This is a genomic window from Oceanimonas pelagia (assembly GCF_030849025.1).
Classification (GTDB): Bacteria; Pseudomonadota; Gammaproteobacteria; order Enterobacterales; family Aeromonadaceae; genus Oceanimonas; species Oceanimonas pelagia.
This window is the reverse complement of sequence record NZ_CP118224.1, coordinates 2,059,344-2,075,410: the sequence shown is the minus strand read 5'-3', so window position 1 is coordinate 2,075,410 and position 16,067 is coordinate 2,059,344. Positions and strand designations below refer to the sequence as shown.

Genomic DNA, 16,067 nt, shown 5'->3' with positions numbered 1-16,067 from the left:
TGTCATCTCCGCGAGGGCGGAGATCCAGAGCATAGTGCACTATATTCCTCCCTCGTTGGTGCCGGCAGAGAAAAACGGGCTGCTTCAGTATTGTTTTGGCACAGCGTCAGGAGCGGGCGTGCAGGCTGTTGTTCTGGCCGACAAGCTGGCATGGCCTACAGCCATTCAGCCCCCATGCAAATTGTCAGGAATCGACGATACTTAGGTCGCTTAATGCATCCCGAACTGTTCCAACAATCGAAAGAGGTGTGACATGCCAATGCCAGACTGGATCGTGGTTGCCGATGCCGCCAAGGCCGTTGTTTACCGGCAGGACTGGGTTGAAAACGTGGGGGAAGAGGTGATGGATCTGGCCCACCCGGAGGCGCGGCTCAAAACCAGCGAGCTGACCACAGACGTGTCGGCCATACCGGAAAAGACCGACGCCAGTCATACCGAGAACCAGCGCTTTGCCCGCGACATCATGGCCCGGGTACGGCACGCGCTGGATCACAACGAGATCGGGGGTTTCTACCTGGCGGCACCGCCCCAGTTTCTGGGCCTGCTGCGCGAAGCCATGGACGATCGCCTGCGCAAGGCACTGAACAGGGATATCGATAAAAACCTGAGTGGGGTGCCCTACAAGGAAGTTCTTGCCGCCTTTACCAATTCAGGCAGAAAAGACTGACTCCAATATCGGGACGGCCTGCGGGCCGTCCCTGCCAGATTGCGCCTCATGGCGCCGGGCCCGGTGTCTTTCGGCCCAGCGCCGGGTTACTGCCTGTTCAGCGTCAGCACAAAACTCACCGGCACGGCGCGGGTGATGGACGGCAGACCGGCCAGCTCCTGCAGCTTGTCGATGCCGGCGGTAAAGCCAAAATCTTCCTGCTGCACGATCACCGGTTTCCAGCTGGATACCACCAGATCGCCATTGCCCTTGTGACTGACCAGCACGGCAATGGGCAGGGTCTTCTCCTTGCCGTGCAGGTTGAGACTGGCGTCGGTTTCAATCACTTTATCTTCACCACTTTCAAGGGCGTCGAGCTGGCCGGACAGATCGGCGCTCAGGACCAGTTTGGGAAAGCGGCCTGTTTCAAACAAATATTCTTCCAGCCGCTCGTTGCGAATGGGAATGCCGGACTCCACGCTGGCCAGATCAATGGTGAGTTCAAACCGGCCGGCGTCGCTGAGCCGGCCGGTGATCCGTTCAAAATGGTTGGGCTCGCCGACGCTTTCCTTCTTTACCGTGACAAAACTGACCCGGCTCAGTTCATTGTTCAGCTGCCAGTCGGCCAGGACCGAGGTGCTGGCCAGGCACAGGGAGGTCAGCAGGACTTTTTTAAGCATGGTGTTCTCCTTTACAGGTTGAGGCTGGTTCGAGTATAGGGCAGGGCGGCGTGAGGGAAAGACAGTGATGAAGGCCAGCGAGGCCGCTGCGACGGTGTCGATCGCATCCTTTACTAAAATGTGTGTTCCGGCTGGCGAACGGCAACGCCAGGCCATATGGTGTATGGGGAGTATCCGGTTTTGGCTTGAATATCATCACAAGGAGGCAACATGGCCGGTAAATATGAGGCGGAACGCGCCGCATTAATGGACGACGTAAAACAACTGCTGAAGGATGCGGAAGCCCTGTATCAGGCGGCGGCCGACGACGGCACCAAGGAAGGAAAGGCCCTGAAGGAAAAGCTCAAGGCACAGCTCGAGCGGGCTCAGCGGCAATATGCCGACATGGAGGAGGCCGTGATTGAACGTACTCGTCAGGCCGCTCATCACACCGACGATCTGGTGCACAGCAAGCCGTATCATGCCATGGGCATTGCCGCCCTGGTGGGGCTGGTGGTGGGTGCGCTGCTGTGCCGGGGCCGTTAACGGCATGGCCGGCAAGACGCCACTGCGAGAGCTGCTGGACACCCTGATTGAGTTGCTGTTTGTGCGCCTTCGCATGGCGCGCATCGAGTTTATTGCCCAGAAGGAGCGCATGGTGCGCCTTGGCGTGCTGGCGCTGGTGGCGGGGGCCTTGTTCTTTATGGCCTTTATCAGCCTGTTGTTCGGCCTGAACGAAGTGCTGTCGCCGGCGGCCCGGGTGTGGGTGTTTTTTGGCCTGGCGCTGGGCCTGCTGCTGGGCATGCTCTGGGCCTGCCTGGCCATGATGAAAAATCTGGCCGGGCAGCGCCGCTTTCTGGAGCAGACCCTGAAGGAGGTACAGGAAGACCTGGCCTACCTGCGTGGCCGGCGCGACATGAGTGACTGGTCGATGAAGGACTGAGGAGCCCACATGCACAGAGAACTGGAGGAGGAGCAGCGGTTGCTGCAACTCAAGGCCGAAGCGTTGCGCCTGAAGCTGCTGACCCAGCAGGCCCGGCGGCGCCAGCAAACCGAGGTAGACTGGCTGGCGCTGGCCGAGCAGGTGCCCAAAGTGGGGCTGGCCTGGCGGCTGGCGCGCTTGCCCCGGCGGCTGAGCAACAAGCTGTTGCTGGGAGCAGGGCTGCTGGCGCTGATCTGGTGGCGGCTTTAACTGCGGTAATCGCCGATATCCGGCCGGCGGCTGGGGCCGCGCAGGGCAATGTCTACCGGGTGAAAGGCCTTGATGGCTTCAAAGCAGAAATCCCCCACTGCCCGGTGCAGCGACTGGGGATCGTGGTTGCTGATGATAATGATGCTTTTCGACAGGTTGCGCCGGCGCCGCAGCAGGTGGCCGAGGAAGCTGGACTGGCTTTCCGCCAGCCGGCTGCGGTTGGCGGCCACTTCGTCCAGCACCAGCAGATCCACCTCTTCCAGAGCCCGGCGATACTGGTTGCGGCTTTCCTGATCTTCAATCACGCCAAAAAACAGCCGGTCCACCACCGAGGCCCATTGCTGAAAAATGACCGACTTCTGGTGCTGCCGGATCAGCTCATGGGCAATGGCGCCGGCCAGCGTCGACTTGCCGGTGCCGAAATCGCCGTAAATCAAAATGCCGGTGCCGCCCTTTTTCTCCCAGTGATCAAAGGCATTGATAAAGTGATGGGCGGTTTCAATATGAGGCGCCAGCGCCGGATCATGGTGATCCATGTTGGCAAAGGTCCAGTCGGAATTTAAGTCGGCCTGGGCCAGCAGCCGCTCGGTGCGCTGTATCCTGGCCTGCTGCTGCAATTGTTTTACATCGGCATTGGCCTGCTGCTCATACAGCTGGCGCAGGGTCTGATAATCGTATTGCGGCAGGCCGCCGCTTTCCCTGAGCTGCCGCAGACGCCTGAGCACCTGCTGCACTTCGCCCTTGGCGGCGGCGGGGGAGGTGTCCTTGTGCGGGCGCTGCTGTTGCCGGCGACGGCGGGCGATTTCGGCCATGTCGGCGGCCATTTCTTCAGGTGTCTTTTTCATCATGGCTCTCCTGTTGCTCACCGCCCAGACGCCGGGCTTCTGCCATCATTTCCTGCGCCCGCTTGCTGGGGCCGCTGGCGGACTGGACCGGGGGGGTTTGCTGATAACCGGTGTGGGGCTCAAGGCCCGGAGTGCGACGCAGGGCGCGGCGGTTTTTCAACTGGCGTACAAAGCGCAGCATCCACTGGTGCTGGTTTTCAAACACTTCCGGCCGGCCCAGCCAGTAGGCGATAAATTCGCCCAGCTCCACATCATCAAAATGGCAGTCGAGCAGACCGCACAGCCGTGCCAGGCCCTCGAACTGCTCATCGGGCCGCCATTCGGGATACATGGCAAACTGGCGGGCGGGCAGGGGAGTGAGCCCCTGCAGGTTTTTCAACGGCAGCCGAAAGCGGGCGCCGTGATAGTGCTGTGGATGAGGGCGTTCTTCCAGCGCCAACAGGCCGGCCTGCTGCAGTTCATCCACCAGGGCGGTGAGATCCGCCGGAGTTACCCGGTAGCGGTAATCGCCCTTGCCCTGCACCGCCAGCGCCCGGCCCAGGCTCGGGTAATCGAGGGGGTGGGTGAGCTCGCCCCGTGCCTGGTGCCTGAGATAAAGCAGGTAAAGGCTACGGGCGGGATGCGAAAGCCGGGGGGAGGTCAGAGCCTGGTGTTCTGCGGGAGTCATGGCGCCTGGATACTTGAATGGTGCGGCCATTATCCAATAAAGCGGCGCCGGAATACAGCCGGGACTACACGGTGAGTGAAATCGGCTAGGCTGAATTCAGGTATCATTTTCATTTGCGGAACTCGCCATGTTCATGCGAAACCCATGCATATTATTGCTGGACGACGACGTGCTGTTCCGGCGCCAGATGCTGGCCTATCTGGAGTTGTGGGGGGCCCGGGTACTGGAGGCCGACACCCCGGCCAGGGGGCTGCAGCTGGCGGTGCAATACCGGCCCGCGCTGGTACTGGGCAACTGCAGGCTGGCGGTTGACGGCCACTCCCTGCCTGCGGCGTTTCGCCGGCACCGGGTGGAGACACCCTTCATCGCCATTTCCGGTGAAGGCAGCATGGCCGAGGTGGCGGCGGCGCTGCGTGCCGGGGCGGCCGATTATCTGGTCAAGCCGGTGCGCAACTGGCATGCGCTGAAGTGGCGACTGGGAGCCTGTCTGGTGTCGGGCAACCGGCAGGCGCAGCGGGAGCTGGCGGAGTTTGAAGCGCATCTGGCGTTTTATCGCCGACAGGACATGGCCGCCACCCGGCTGCTGCAGGAGCTGGCGGTATCGGGAGAGCGGCGGCTGGGCAGCTGGCAGCTGAACTGCCATTACAGCACCCCTTGGGTGCTGACCCGGTCGCTGCGGCTGGGGCAGGATTTGCTGTTGCTGGCGGCGGAGTTTGATCCTCTGCATCAGGACACGCCCATGCTGATGCTGCTGGTGGCATTCTTGCTGCACGAGCCCCTGCGTCAGTACCGCAGTGGTACCAGCCGGATGCTGCAAAGTCCGGCCCGCACCCTGGAATATCTTAACCGGCGGTTGTCTGACAGCGAGCTCAATGCCAGCGTGAATCTGATGCTGCTCAGATTGCGGGCCGACAGCAACAGCCTGGAGGTGGCTAACGGTGGCATGGGCGGCTGCGACTGGCTGGCCGGCTGTAATGCCGGCCCCCTGGGGCGGGGCGAGTTCACCGCCAGCCCCTGGTGTCAGCCCTGCCATTTCCCGCTGCGGCTCAGCCTCAGCGGCAGCCATGGCGGACGCATTGAACTTACCGCCAGTCGCGCCCCTTACTGAGCCTGCAGTTGTTGCAGGTAGCGACGAAAGCCCTCACCCAGCTCCTTGTGGCGCAGGCCATATTCCACGTTGGCCATCATGTACCCCAGCTTGCTGCCGCAGTCGTGGCTTTTGCCGGTAATGTGGTGGGCGTCGACCCGCTCCCTGTCCATCAGCATGGCGATGGTATCGGTCAGCTGAATTTCGTCGCCCTTGCCCAGCGGGGTTTTCTGCAGCAACGGCCAGATGCTGGCAGGCAGTACGTAACGACCCACGACAGACAGGTTTGAAGGGGCTTCTTCCCGGGACGGCTTTTCCACCATGGCGGCAATGGGGGCCGACTCGCCCTGAGCGATGTGTGCATCGCCCAGATCGACAATGCCGAACTGATCCACCAGCTCCTCGGCCACTGGCTCCACCAGGATCTGACTGTGCCCGGTTTCCTCAAAGGCGGCGATCATGGCGGCCAGGTTGTCCCGGCTCAGGTTGCAGGCGGCGTCGTCGATCAGCACATCGGGCAGCAAAATGGCAAAGGGGGCGTCTCCCACCAGCGGGCGGGCACACAGAATGGCATGCCCCAACCCCCGGGCCTCGCCCTGGCGCACATGCATGATGGTGACGTCGGACGGGCAGATATTCTGTACCTCGTCGAGCAGCTGACGCTTGACCCGTTTTTCCAGGGTGGCCTCCAGCTCGAAACTGGTATCGAAGTGGTTTTCAATGGAGTTTTTACTGGCGTGGGTAACCAGTACGATTTCCTTGATGCCGGCCTTGACCGCCTCGCTGACCACATACTGGATCAGGGGCTTGTCGACCACCGGCAGCATTTCCTTGGGAATGGCCTTGGTGGCGGGCAACATGCGGGTGCCCAGGCCGGCTACGGGGATCACGGCCTTGCGAATGGATTGTTGGTGTGACATGGATGCATCGCTGTTGAAAACAAAGCGGTATCATAACCAAAGCTGCCCCTTTCGGCCACGGCACGAAAGGGGCAGTGAGGTCAGCGTAACGGTGTTAGTTGCTGAGCAGGTGCCGGTTCTTTTCCACCGTGGCTTCGCCAATGCCCTTGACCCGGGCCAGATCGTCCACCGAGGCGAACGGACCGTTGGCATCCCGGTATTCCACAATGGCCTGAGCCTTGGCCGGACCGACGCCGGATAGCTGGGCGAGCTGATCCGGTGTGGCGGTGTTGATGTTGACGCTGGTAACCACCACGTCTTTGGCGTCGGCTTCGTTGGCCAGGGCCGGTGCTCCGGTGGCCAGCAACATTGCCAGCAGGGCAGGGGCTAATCGTTTTTTCATCCCGAGTCTCCTTTTCTTTTTCAAGACGTTCCCACACAGGTCCTGTTTTTTCAGGACCATTCAAGACTCGTTCAGAAACCTGAATTGCGCAAATATTCAGCACAAAAAGCCGGCGCCAGTGCGCCCGTGATGGAAGGCTGCGGGGCGTGACATGTGGCATGCGGGTGTAAAGTTCAGCCTTCGCTTAACTGAGATTTATAAAGTTTATATTTAACAGGCATTCAAGGGGGAGCATGATGAGCCTATCGGATCACATCTGTGAGGCGGCAAGGAGTCGTGATGAACACCATGGCAAGCATGAGCAGCAAGGAAACCATCGGCCGGCAGCTGGATTTGAATGCCTTCTGGATGCCCTTTACCGGCAACCGGGCCTTCAAGGCTGCTCCCCGGCTGATCGCCGAAGCGAACGGCGCGTATTTTACCGATGTGAACGGCCGTAAGCTGTTCGACAGCCTGTCCGGGCTCTGGTGCACCGGCCTTGGCCACCGGCACCCCAAAATCATTGAGGCCATTCACCGTCAGCTCCATACCCTGGACTACGCGCCCGGCTTTCAGACCGGACACCCGCTGGCCTTTGAGCTGGCCACACGGCTGGCGGGTCTGGCTCCCGCCGATTTAACCAGGGTGTTCTTTACCAACTCCGGCTCAGAATGCGCCGACACTGCCCTGAAAATGGCCCGGGCCTACTGGCGCGCCAGGGGCAAACCGGAAAAGACCCGGCTGATTGGCCGGGCCAGGGGCTATCACGGGGTCAACATGGGCGGCACCAGCCTGGGTGGTATGGGTCCCAACCGCAAGCACTATGGCCAGCTGGTGGAGGCGGATCACCTGCCTCATACACTGCTGGCGGAAAACGCCTTCAGCCGGGGCCAGCCCGAGCACGGCGCAGAGCTTGCCGATCATCTGCTGCAACTCATTGAATTGCACGACGCCTCCAACATTGCGGCGGTTATGGTGGAGCCCATGTCCGGCTCGGCCGGGGTGATAGTGCCGCCGGCGGGCTATTTGCAGCGGTTGCGGGAGATCTGCGACCGGCACGACATTCTGCTGATTTTCGACGAGGTGATCACCGGCCTGGGGCGCATGGGCGAGCTGTTTGGTGCCGAGGCCTTTGGGGTGGTGCCCGACATGCTGAGCGTGGCCAAGCAGCTCACCAACGGCGTGGTACCCATGGGCGCGGTGATCGCCAGAGAGCAGATTTATCAGGCCTTTATGGAGCAGCCCGGGCCGGACTACATGGTGGAATTTCCTCACGGTTATACCTACTCCGGCCACCCGGTGGCCTGCGCCGCCGCCATGGCGTCACTCGACGCCCTTGTGGAAGAGAACATGCCGGGTCGTGTGCGGGCGCTGATGCCGGTGTTTGAAGAGCAAATCCACCGGCTGAAAGGGCTGCCCCATGTGGTGGACATTCGCAATTGCGGCCTGGCCGGGGCGGTGCAGCTGGCGCCCTGCCCGGGCGAGCCGGCACGCCGGCCCATGGAGCTGGCCATTGCGCTGTGGCAAGCGGGCTATTACGTGCGTTTTGGCGGCGACACCCTGCAGTTTGGTCCACCCTTTATCTCCACCCCCGATGAGCTTGAGCAGTTGTTCAATGCCGTGGCCGCAGTGCTGAAAGCATCGGCAGCATGATATTCCGGTTTGCGCCGGAACGACTGAATATGGGGCTGAGCCGACAGGCTTTTCATCATTACATGTACAAGGACTTAGCATGAATATTATTCCTCACCTGATCAACGGCGAACATCACCGCGGCAGTCAGTGGCTGGATGTCTTTAACCCGGCCACCGGTGCGGTCTGTGCGCAAGTGGCCCTGGCCGATGCCGGCACGGTGGCGCAGGCGGTGGCCGCCGCCGAGGCCGCCTTTCCCGCCTGGCGCGATACCCCCCCGGCCAAGCGGGCACGGGTGATGTTCCGTTATCGTCAGCTGCTGGAAGAGCGCGCCGACGATATTTGCCGGCTGATTGCCGAGGAGCACGGCAAAACCCTGGAAGACGCCCGCGGCGAGCTGCAGCGGGGTATGGAAAACGTGGAATACGCCTGCGGTGTGCCGGGCCTGCTGAAAGGGGAATTTACCCGTAACGTGGGCCCCGACATCGACGCCTGGTCTGACTTTCAGCCCCTGGGGGTGGTGGCCGGTATTACCCCGTTCAATTTTCCCGCCATGGTGCCGCTGTGGATGTTCCCCATGGCCATCGCCTGCGGTAACTGTTTTGTGCTCAAGCCCTCGGAAAAGGATCCCGGCGCGTCCTTGCTGATTGCCGAACTGCTGGAAGAAGCCGGTCTGCCCAGGGGGGTGCTCAATGTGGTGCAGGGCGGGCGCGAGGCAGTGGAGGCACTGCTGGAGCACAAGGGGGTAAAGGCGGTGAGCTTTGTGGGCTCCACCCCGGTGGCCGAGCACATTTATGCCAGGGGTACGGCCCGTGGCAAGCGGGTGCAGGCGTTGGGCGGCGCCAAGAATCACGCGGTGCTGCTGCCCGATGCGGATCTCGACAATGCGGTCAGTGCCCTGATGGGGGCGGCCTTTGGTTCCTGTGGCGAGCGCTGCATGGCCATCTCGGTGGCGGTGTGCGTGGGCGAGGCGGTGGCTGATGCCCTGGTGGCAAAACTGAGCGAAAAAATCCGTATGCTCAACATTGGCCCCGGTACGGAAGGCGGCCACGACATGGGCCCGGTAATAAGCAGGGAGCACCTGGAGAAAATTACCGGTTACATTGCAGACGGCGAGCAGGCCGGGGCCGCCCTGGTGGTGGACGGCCGGGGTGTGACGGTGCCGGGCCACGAAGGCGGCTACTTTATCGGTGGCTGCCTGTTCGACCGGGTGACCCCCGACATGCGCATCTACCGGGAAGAAATCTTTGGTCCGGTGCTGTGCGTGGTGCGGGTCGAGAGCCTGGAAGACGCCATTGCCCTGGTCAACGCCCATGAATACGGCAACGGCACCTGCCTGTTCACGCGGGACGGCGAAGCGGCGCGGCTGTTTGGCGATCACATCGAGGTGGGCATGGTCGGCATTAACGTGCCGCTGCCGGTGCCCGTGGCCTATCACAGCTTTGGCGGCTGGAAGCGCTCGCTGTTTGGTGATCTGGCCGCCTACGGTCCCGATGCCGTGCGCTTTTACACCCGGCGCAAGACCATTACCCAGAAATGGCCCGAGCGCGCCAGCCACCAGGCTTCGGACTTCGCCTTTCCGAGTTTGTGAATGTTGGTGAGGCGTAAAGAGGGAGGTGTGAGGAGGTTCACCGGTGTATTTCTTCCTCGCCCTTTACTCCTTACCCCTCACGGTCCTTTTCTTGCCCGTCGCAAGCTGTCACAATATGCGCCTCTTGAGGGAGTAATCGTTCGGTGAATGCCGAAACTGCTGTCAACAATCTCTGAGCCGAAGGCTTATGGCAGTAGTGTCCTGTGGATTGATGAGACTCGAGACGCAGCCACCAACCGGGCGGGAGGTGGAGGCGTCTTCGGTGTTTTGGTCCCGCCCCAAGAGCGCTTATGAATCTGTCTAGCCTGTTGTTTCTGCTTTCCACCCCCGTTCAAGGGGGGATTTCATTATGCTGATGTCTGTTGCCGCCATCGTGCTGGGCCTTGCGGTGCTGGTATGGAGTGCCGACCGCTTTGTGGACGGTGCTTCGGCCACCGCCCGTTATGCCGGTATGCCCCCCTTGCTGATTGGCATGGTGATCGTGGGGTTCGGTACCTCGGCCCCGGAAATTGTGGTGTCCATTATTGCGGCGCTGGAAGGTAACCCCGGGCTGGCCCTGGGGAATGCCTATGGCTCCAATATTGCCAATATTGGCCTCATTCTCGGGGTAACGGCACTGATCAGTCCCATTGCCGTGCACTCTCAGGTGCTGCGCAAGGAGCTGCCCATACTGTTGCTGATCACCCTGCTGTCGCTCAGCCTGCTGTGGAACGGCTGGCTTGCCCGTACCGATGCCATGGTGTTGCTGGTGGTGTTCGTGCTGCTGATGGCCTGGAGCATTCGTCAGGGTCTGCGTGACGGCAACGACAGCATGGCCAGCGAACAGGAGCAGGAGCTGGGTGAAAATACCATGAGCCTGAAACAGGCGCTGTTCTGGCTGGTGGCCGGTCTGGTGCTGCTGATCATCAGCTCGCGTTTTCTGGTATGGGGAGCGGTGAATGTGGCCCAGGCCTTTGGCGTGAGTGATCTGATCATTGGTCTGACCATCGTCGCCATTGGCACCTCGCTGCCCGAGCTGGCCTCCTCCATTGCCGCCATTCGCAAGAATGAACACGATCTGGCCCTGGGCAACGTGATTGGCTCCAACCTGTTCAATACCCTGGCGGTGGTGGGGCTGGCCGGCATCATTCACCCGCTGGCGGTGGTGTCGGAAGTGATCAACCGCGACTTTGTGGTGATGATAGCGCTGACCCTGTCGCTGTTCGTGCTGGGCTTTGGCTTTCGTGGCCGCCCGGGACGCATCAATCGCGTTGAAGGTGCCTTTTTGCTGGCGGTGTACCTGGCCTACACCGGCTGGCTGGCCGGCAATGTGATTGCTGCGTAGCAGTGAAGCAGCAGTGCGGTTGCACTCCGCCGACACGCTTCGGGCCCATCCCCGGGACGCTCGTCAAATGTCATCCCTGACATTTGACGGTCGGCTTCGGCAATCCCCACTGCGACTTCAGGCTATATCTGTGTTTTTATGCTGCCGGGCGTAAAGCTCGGCCTGCAATTTCCTCATTCCCCCAAAATGGGCGCTTTGCTCGCCCTTGCCCATCTGCATCAACCACGCCTGTGTCTATACTGACCCGCATAACCCCATCTGGCGCGTGAAGAACATATGAAAATACACCTCCGTATGCGACGGGCCGCCACCGGCCTGCTGTGCAGTCTGCTGGCGCTGCCGGCAACGGCTCAGCCTGAGCCGCTTTCCGCCAGCAGCAGCGATCCCGTCACCCTGGGCTGGATGCAGGGCTTTCCGCCGCCGCCGGAAAAACGTCTGCGCGCCGCCGACGGCTCCTTTTTTGAGTTTCCCGCCCTGCGCTACAGTGTGGCGCACATGCGCGAGTTTATGCCCACGGTGGAAGTGTCTCGGGGCCTGGGCGCGCCCTTGCCGCTGAAGTATCGTCTGGATCCGTTAGTCGACAAGCTGCGCTTTCTGCCCTGGGACAGCGATGAGCCCATCACCTTTGCCGATGCCTTTGAGCGCAATTACACCGACGGCCTGATTGTGCTGCACCGGGGGGAGGTGGTGTATGAGCGTTATGCCGGCGCCCTGAAAGAAAGTGGTCAGCACGCTGCCATGTCGGTAACCAAGTCGGTAACCGGCCTGCTTGCCGCCGTGCTGGTGGCCGAAGGCCGGCTGGATGAAAGCAGGCTGGTGGCCGAATACGTGCCCGAGCTGAAAGACTCCGCCTTTGGCGATGCCACCGTACGCCAGCTGATGGACATGACCACGGGTCTGCAATACAGCGAAAACTATGCCGATCCCAACGCCGAGGTATGGCAATACTCCGCCGCCGGCAGCCCCTGGCCCAAGCCGGCAGGATACACCGGCCCGGTGGGCTATTTTGAGTATCTTGCCGGGGTGCAAAAGCAGGGTGAGCATGGCGAGGCCTTTGGCTACAAAACCATCAACAGCGACGCCCTGGGCTGGGTGATCTCCCGGGTCACCGGCCAGTCGGTGGCTGAGCTGCTGTCGGAAAAAATCTGGCGGCGCATCGGCATGGAGCAAAGCGCCTATTACCAGGTGGACGAGCTGGGTACTCCCTTTGCCGGCGGCGGGCTGAGCGCCGGCCTGCGCGACCTGGCCCGTTTTGGCGAGCTGGTGCGCAACCGGGGCCGCTGGCAGGGCGAGCAGATCATTCCTGCGGCGGCCATCGACGACATTCGCCGTGGCGGCAGTAAAAACGCCTTTGCCCGTGCCGGCTTTGACAGGCTCAAGGGCTGGTCTTACCGCAACATGTGGTGGATAACCCATAACCGCAACGGTGCCTTCGCCGCCCGGGGGGTGCACGGCCAGACCATTTACATCGATCCCGCCGCCGACATGGTGCTGGTGCGCTTTGCCTCTCATCCGGTGGCGGCCAATGGCGCCAATGATCCCTACTCGCTGCCGGCGTATCAGGCCGTGGCTGATTACCTGATTTCTCTTGAAATGCCCTGAAAGGAGCTTCCATGAAACCTGCTGAACTGTTTGATCTCACCGGCAAGGTGGCCATTATTACCGGCGGTGCCAACGGCATTGGCAAGGGCTGTAGTAAAATGCTGGCCGCGTTTGGTGCCAGCGTGGTGGTGGCGGATCTGAAACTCGACGCCGCCGAGGCCACCGCCGAGGAAATCCGTCGCGAGGGAGGCAAGGCGCTGGCCGTGGCCTGCAACGTCACCAGAGACGACGATCTGGTGGCACTGGTCAACCAGGCCCTGGCGGAATTCGGCCGGATCAACATTCTGGTGAACAACGTGGGCGGGGGCGGCGCCGGCCGTGAAAGTCCGGCCACCCTTACCGTGGAGCAGTTTGCCCGTACCTTTGAGCTGAACGTGTTCAGCAACTGGCGGCTGGCCCAGCTGTGTGCCCCGCACATGGAAAAGGCCGGCTACGGCTCCATTATTAACATGTCGTCCATGAGCTCCATCAACAAGAGCCCGGCCATCAGCGCCTATGCCTCGTCCAAGGCCGCCATCAACCACATGACCGCCAACCTGGCCTTTGACTATGGCCCCGCCGGCATTCGGGTAAACGCCGTGGGGCCGGGCGCCATTCGCACCGACGCCCTGGCCTCTGTGCTTACCCCCGAAATCGAGGCACGCATGCTGGCGCACACCCCGCTCAAACGGCTGGGCGAAGCCGAAGACATTGCCGGTGCCGTGCTCTATTTTGCCGCCCCAATATCGCGTTGGGTGAGTGGCCAGACCCTGTTTGTGAACGGCGGCGGCGTGCAAACTTTGGACTGAGCCACATTGTTGATCCTTCCTACCAAGGTGTAATGGCCCCGGCCGGCGACCTCTGTTAAGGTCGCCGGCTTTATTATGTGGCAAACACATATCTTGCCTATTTAACCATCAGTGTTGTTGTATTTTGGTTTTTACAGGGATTAACAGACGATCATGTGGAACATCATCAAAATAGCCAGTGCCTTTATTGGCATCATCGTGGGGGCGGGATTTGCCTCCGGTCAGGAAGTGCTGCAGTACTTCACCAGCTTTGGCTACCTGGGCACGGCGGCGGCCGTGGTGGCCACGGCCCTGTTTGCCTATCTGGGCATGATGCTCACCTGGCTGGGCAGCCGCACGGGCACTCGTTCCCATAAAACCGTGGTCTATCAGATAAGCGGTCGCTACCTTGGCGTGATCGTGGATGGGGTGATCATCTTTACCCTGTTTGGCGTGGGGGTGGTGATGATCGCCGGTGCCGGCTCCACCCTGCACCAGCAGTTTGGCCTGGCGCCCTTTGTGGGCAGCGTGCTGATGACCCTGATGATGGGCGCCACCCTGATGCTGAACGTGCAGCGGGTGGTGGCACTGATTGGCAGCATTACGCCGTTTCTGGTACTGGCGCTGGTGCTCATCTGCATTTACAGCCTGTTCACCATGGAGCGCAGTTTTGAAGAGCTGGCGCCCATTGCCGAAAGCGTGGAGTCCACCCTGCCGCACTGGCTGGTGTCGGCGGTGAACTATGTGTCGTTCAACATTGCCGTGGGCGCGGCCATGGCGCTGGTGATGGGCGGGGCCGAGCCCGATGCGCGCATCGCCCGCTGGGGCGGCCTGCTGGGCGGAGCCGGGGTGGGAGTGCTGATCATGATCAGCCACCTGGCCATGTTCTCTCAAATCGATCTGGTGGCCGGTTATGCCCTGCCGCTGCTCAAGATCATCGACGGCATTTCCCCCTGGCTGGCCAAGGCCATGGCCTTTGTGCTGTTTGGCATGATCTTCAGTACGGGGGCCAGCATGTTTTATGCCTTTGTGGCCCGTTTCGTGGCAATGCGCACGCCGGCGGCCAATCGGTTCAGCATCATTACCCTGGTGGTGGGCTTTGTGGCCAGCTTTGCCGGTTTTACCCAGCTGGTGGCGTTTTTCTATCCGCTGATCGGTTACCTGGGGCTGTTTCTGGTGGGGGCGCTGATGTATGCGCCGCTGCGGCTGAAACGCGCCGGGTTTGCCGGCCTGCAGCCCCTGGCCGGCAACGATTAAGATGAAACTGCCTGTCCTGCCCGGCGCTGACCGGGCGGGTTATATCAGTGCCTCCGGCGACTCGGGCAGCACCTGGCCCCCGTCCACCACCAGGGTTTGCCCGGTAATGTAGCGGGCTTCCCTTGATGCCAGAAAACAGACGGCGTGACCAATGTCGTCCGGCGTGCCCAGGGTGTGGGTGGGGATGGCCGCCTTCATCTGCGCCAGATAATCCTCGCCCTGCGCCAGCAGGCCTTCGGTAAGAATATTGCCTGGCATCACGGCGTTAATGGTAATACCGTCGCGGGCGCATTCCAGCGCCGCGCTGCGCATAAAGCCCAGCTGACCGGCCTTGCTGGCGGCATAGTGGCTCCAGCCGGGAAAACCGGTAAGCGGTCCGGTGATGGACGAGGTGATCACGATGCGGCCGTAGCCCTGGGTACGCATGGCCTCCAGTGCCGCCTGCACCATAAAAAAGGTGCCTTTCAGGTTGATGCCATGCATTTCATCCCAATGCTGCTCGGTCATGCTGGCCAGATCACACTGGGGGAAAATGCCGGTGTTGGAGCACAGAATATCAAGCCGCTCAAGGTCGCGCATGACCGCCGCTACCGCCTGCTTGCAGCTTTCCTGCCGGGCCACATCCAGATAAAAATAGTGAGCACCCAGTTCCTCGGCGCTGGCCTTGCCGGCGGTTTCGTCGATATCGGCAATCACCACGGTGGCCCCGGCACTGGCCAGCACTTTCGCAATGCCCTTGCCAATGCCTTTGGCGCCGCCGGTTACCAGGGCAACCTGGCCCGTTAAATCAAACATGTGCTCTCCTGTTTGTTCGTTGTGTGCTTGAAATGCGAGCAGCCATGCAAGCATAAAACAGAAATCAAATGAGTGATGCTGATCTACTTTTAAATTTTTAGTTTCTTCAGTACCTTGGAGAGCAGACAGACCAAATAACCATGTTTGCGAACAGGAGGTAAACGTGAGCATTACCGAAAAGGATCTGCGCCATTTGCGCCGTTGCGTTGAGCTGGCCGAAGAAGCCCTGAGCGAGGGTGACATGGCCTTTGGCTCCGTGCTGGTGTCGGCCGAGGGCGCCGTGCTGGCGGAAGACCGCAACCGCATTCACACCGGCGAGGCTACCTGGCACCCGGAGATCGCCCTGGCCCGCTGGGCTGCCGAAAACCTGAGTGCTACCGAGCGCTCCCGAAGCACTCTGTATACCTCGGGTGAACACTGCCCCATGTGCTCTGCTGCCCACGCCTGGGCCGGACTGGGCCGTATTGTGTACGCCAGCTCCGCCGAGCAGTTTTCAGCCTGGTGTCAGGAGTGGGGACTGGGCGCTTCACCGGTAAAGGCGCTGGCCATTAACGATGTGGCCCCCGACATTCCCGTGGCCGGTCCGGTGCCGGAGCTGGCCGAAGAAATCCGCGAGCTGCACCGGCGGTATTTTGGCATTGAGAGCCAGGACTAAACCAACGGCCATTTGGGCTACCTCACGTTGCCCCCGTAAAGATGGGGGCCTATTCCACTTTTCCTTC

General features: G+C 61.2%; 18 protein-coding genes. 12 read left to right on the top strand and 6 right to left on the bottom strand.

Annotated elements, in window-relative coordinates; translation table 11 throughout:
• The first annotated feature begins 253 nt into the window (after positions 1-253).
• Positions 254-667, top strand: a complete 414-nt coding sequence (locus PU634_RS09850; protein ID WP_306760624.1) for a host attachment protein — start codon at positions 254-256, stop codon at positions 665-667.
• An 86-nt stretch (positions 668-753) separates the two neighbouring features.
• On the opposite strand, the gene PU634_RS09845 is transcribed toward PU634_RS09850, so the two are convergent.
• Positions 754-1,326: a YceI family protein gene (locus PU634_RS09845; protein ID WP_306760623.1), complete on the bottom strand. Its 573-nt coding sequence runs from the start codon at positions 1,324-1,326 to the stop codon at positions 754-756.
• Between the two features lie 210 nt (positions 1,327-1,536).
• On the opposite strand from PU634_RS09845, the gene PU634_RS09840 reads away from it, so the two are divergent.
• Genes PU634_RS09840 through PU634_RS09830 form a run of 3 tightly spaced genes read left to right on the top strand, consistent with a single transcriptional unit; the run spans position 1,537 to position 2,497 of the window.
• Positions 1,537-1,851, top strand: a complete 315-nt coding sequence (locus PU634_RS09840; RefSeq protein WP_306760622.1) for an ElaB/YgaM/YqjD family protein — start codon at positions 1,537-1,539, stop codon at positions 1,849-1,851.
• Positions 1,787-2,248 carry a phage holin family protein gene (locus PU634_RS09835; RefSeq protein WP_306760621.1) on the top strand — a complete coding sequence of 154 codons (462 nt, stop codon included), beginning with the start codon at positions 1,787-1,789 and terminating at the stop codon, positions 2,246-2,248. Before PU634_RS09840 ends, PU634_RS09835 begins: the two co-directional genes overlap by 65 nt.
• Before the next feature lie 9 nt (positions 2,249-2,257).
• Positions 2,258-2,497, top strand: coding sequence for a hypothetical protein (locus tag PU634_RS09830; RefSeq protein WP_306760620.1), 240 nt, complete (start codon positions 2,258-2,260; stop codon positions 2,495-2,497).
• Here the strand turns inward: PU634_RS09830 and PU634_RS09825 are convergent.
• On the bottom strand, positions 2,494-3,342 hold the full coding sequence (locus tag PU634_RS09825) for a DnaA ATPase domain-containing protein (protein WP_306760619.1): 849 nt from the start codon (positions 3,340-3,342) through the stop codon (positions 2,494-2,496). The genes PU634_RS09830 and PU634_RS09825 overlap by 4 nt on opposite strands.
• Entirely contained in the window at positions 3,326-4,009 is a 684-nt protein-coding gene (locus tag PU634_RS09820; RefSeq protein WP_306760618.1) for a DnaT-like ssDNA-binding domain-containing protein, read from the bottom strand. Before PU634_RS09820 ends, PU634_RS09825 begins: the two co-directional genes overlap by 17 nt.
• Positions 4,010-4,136: 127 nt before the next feature.
• On the opposite strand from PU634_RS09820, the gene PU634_RS09815 reads away from it, so the two are divergent.
• Entirely contained in the window at positions 4,137-5,117 is a 981-nt protein-coding gene (locus tag PU634_RS09815) for a response regulator (protein WP_306760617.1), read from the top strand.
• Here PU634_RS09815 and galU read toward each other — a convergent pair.
• Together galU and PU634_RS09805 are read right to left on the bottom strand one after the other, a co-directional pair.
• Positions 5,111-6,016, bottom strand: coding sequence for a UTP--glucose-1-phosphate uridylyltransferase GalU (gene galU / locus PU634_RS09810; RefSeq protein WP_306760616.1), 906 nt, complete (start codon positions 6,014-6,016; stop codon positions 5,111-5,113). The genes PU634_RS09815 and galU overlap by 7 nt on opposite strands.
• Before the next feature lie 94 nt (positions 6,017-6,110).
• Positions 6,111-6,398, bottom strand: a complete 288-nt coding sequence (locus tag PU634_RS09805; RefSeq protein ID WP_306760615.1) for a ComEA family DNA-binding protein — start codon at positions 6,396-6,398, stop codon at positions 6,111-6,113.
• A gap of 279 nt (positions 6,399-6,677) precedes the next feature.
• On the opposite strand from PU634_RS09805, the gene aptA reads away from it, so the two are divergent.
• The 6 genes from aptA to PU634_RS09775 all read left to right on the top strand — a co-directional run bounded on the left by aptA (position 6,678) and on the right by PU634_RS09775 (position 14,550).
• Complete coding sequence (gene aptA / locus PU634_RS09800) at positions 6,678-8,030, top strand: omega-aminotransferase AptA (RefSeq protein WP_306760614.1); 1,353 nt, start codon at positions 6,678-6,680, stop codon at positions 8,028-8,030.
• A 79-nt stretch (positions 8,031-8,109) separates the two neighbouring features.
• Positions 8,110-9,600: a CoA-acylating methylmalonate-semialdehyde dehydrogenase gene (locus PU634_RS09795; protein ID WP_306760613.1), complete on the top strand. Its 1,491-nt coding sequence runs from the start codon at positions 8,110-8,112 to the stop codon at positions 9,598-9,600.
• Positions 9,601-9,949: 349 nt separating this feature from the next.
• Positions 9,950-10,924: a calcium/sodium antiporter gene (locus tag PU634_RS09790; protein WP_306760612.1), complete on the top strand. Its 975-nt coding sequence runs from the start codon at positions 9,950-9,952 to the stop codon at positions 10,922-10,924.
• Positions 10,925-11,200: 276 nt separating this feature from the next.
• Positions 11,201-12,526, top strand: a complete 1,326-nt coding sequence (locus PU634_RS09785; protein ID WP_306760611.1) for a serine hydrolase domain-containing protein — start codon at positions 11,201-11,203, stop codon at positions 12,524-12,526.
• Between the two features lie 11 nt (positions 12,527-12,537).
• Positions 12,538-13,314 (top strand): glucose 1-dehydrogenase, encoded by a 777-nt coding sequence (locus PU634_RS09780; protein WP_306760610.1) that lies wholly within the window; start codon positions 12,538-12,540, stop codon positions 13,312-13,314.
• A 153-nt stretch (positions 13,315-13,467) separates the two neighbouring features.
• Positions 13,468-14,550, top strand: a complete 1,083-nt coding sequence (locus PU634_RS09775) for a YkvI family membrane protein (protein WP_306760609.1) — start codon at positions 13,468-13,470, stop codon at positions 14,548-14,550.
• Positions 14,551-14,589: 39 nt separating this feature from the next.
• On the opposite strand, the gene fabG is transcribed toward PU634_RS09775, so the two are convergent.
• A complete protein-coding gene (gene fabG, locus PU634_RS09770) occupies positions 14,590-15,345 on the bottom strand; it encodes a 3-oxoacyl-ACP reductase FabG (RefSeq protein WP_306760608.1) in 756 nt (251 codons plus the stop codon).
• Positions 15,346-15,508: 163 nt separating this feature from the next.
• Here fabG and PU634_RS09765 point away from each other — a divergent pair, with 163 nt between their 5' ends.
• Entirely contained in the window at positions 15,509-16,000 is a 492-nt protein-coding gene (locus PU634_RS09765) for a nucleoside deaminase (protein ID WP_306760607.1), read from the top strand.
• Positions 16,001-16,067 lie beyond the last annotated feature (67 nt).

Bases quoted from the DNA above. Each gene is read 5' to 3' on its own strand.
- PU634_RS09850 (WP_306760624.1), top strand. From the start codon at position 254: ATGCCAATGCCAGACTGGATCGTGGTTGCCGATGCCGCCAAGGCCGTT.
- PU634_RS09845 (WP_306760623.1), bottom strand. From the start codon at position 1,326: ATGCTTAAAAAAGTCCTGCTGACCTCCCTGTGCCTGGCCAGCACCTCG.
- PU634_RS09840 (WP_306760622.1), top strand. From the start codon at position 1,537: ATGGCCGGTAAATATGAGGCGGAACGCGCCGCATTAATGGACGACGTA.
- PU634_RS09835 (WP_306760621.1), top strand. From the start codon at position 1,787: ATGCCATGGGCATTGCCGCCCTGGTGGGGCTGGTGGTGGGTGCGCTGC.
- PU634_RS09830 (WP_306760620.1), top strand. From the start codon at position 2,258: ATGCACAGAGAACTGGAGGAGGAGCAGCGGTTGCTGCAACTCAAGGCC.
- PU634_RS09825 (WP_306760619.1), bottom strand. From the start codon at position 3,342: ATGAAAAAGACACCTGAAGAAATGGCCGCCGACATGGCCGAAATCGCC.
- PU634_RS09820 (WP_306760618.1), bottom strand. From the start codon at position 4,009: ATGACTCCCGCAGAACACCAGGCTCTGACCTCCCCCCGGCTTTCGCAT.
- PU634_RS09815 (WP_306760617.1), top strand. From the start codon at position 4,137: ATGTTCATGCGAAACCCATGCATATTATTGCTGGACGACGACGTGCTG.
- galU (WP_306760616.1), bottom strand. From the start codon at position 6,016: ATGTCACACCAACAATCCATTCGCAAGGCCGTGATCCCCGTAGCCGGC.
- PU634_RS09805 (WP_306760615.1), bottom strand. From the start codon at position 6,398: ATGAAAAAACGATTAGCCCCTGCCCTGCTGGCAATGTTGCTGGCCACC.
- aptA (WP_306760614.1), top strand. From the start codon at position 6,678: ATGAACACCATGGCAAGCATGAGCAGCAAGGAAACCATCGGCCGGCAG.
- PU634_RS09795 (WP_306760613.1), top strand. From the start codon at position 8,110: ATGAATATTATTCCTCACCTGATCAACGGCGAACATCACCGCGGCAGT.
- PU634_RS09790 (WP_306760612.1), top strand. From the start codon at position 9,950: ATGCTGATGTCTGTTGCCGCCATCGTGCTGGGCCTTGCGGTGCTGGTA.
- PU634_RS09785 (WP_306760611.1), top strand. From the start codon at position 11,201: ATGAAAATACACCTCCGTATGCGACGGGCCGCCACCGGCCTGCTGTGC.
- PU634_RS09780 (WP_306760610.1), top strand. From the start codon at position 12,538: ATGAAACCTGCTGAACTGTTTGATCTCACCGGCAAGGTGGCCATTATT.
- PU634_RS09775 (WP_306760609.1), top strand. From the start codon at position 13,468: ATGTGGAACATCATCAAAATAGCCAGTGCCTTTATTGGCATCATCGTG.
- fabG (WP_306760608.1), bottom strand. From the start codon at position 15,345: ATGTTTGATTTAACGGGCCAGGTTGCCCTGGTAACCGGCGGCGCCAAA.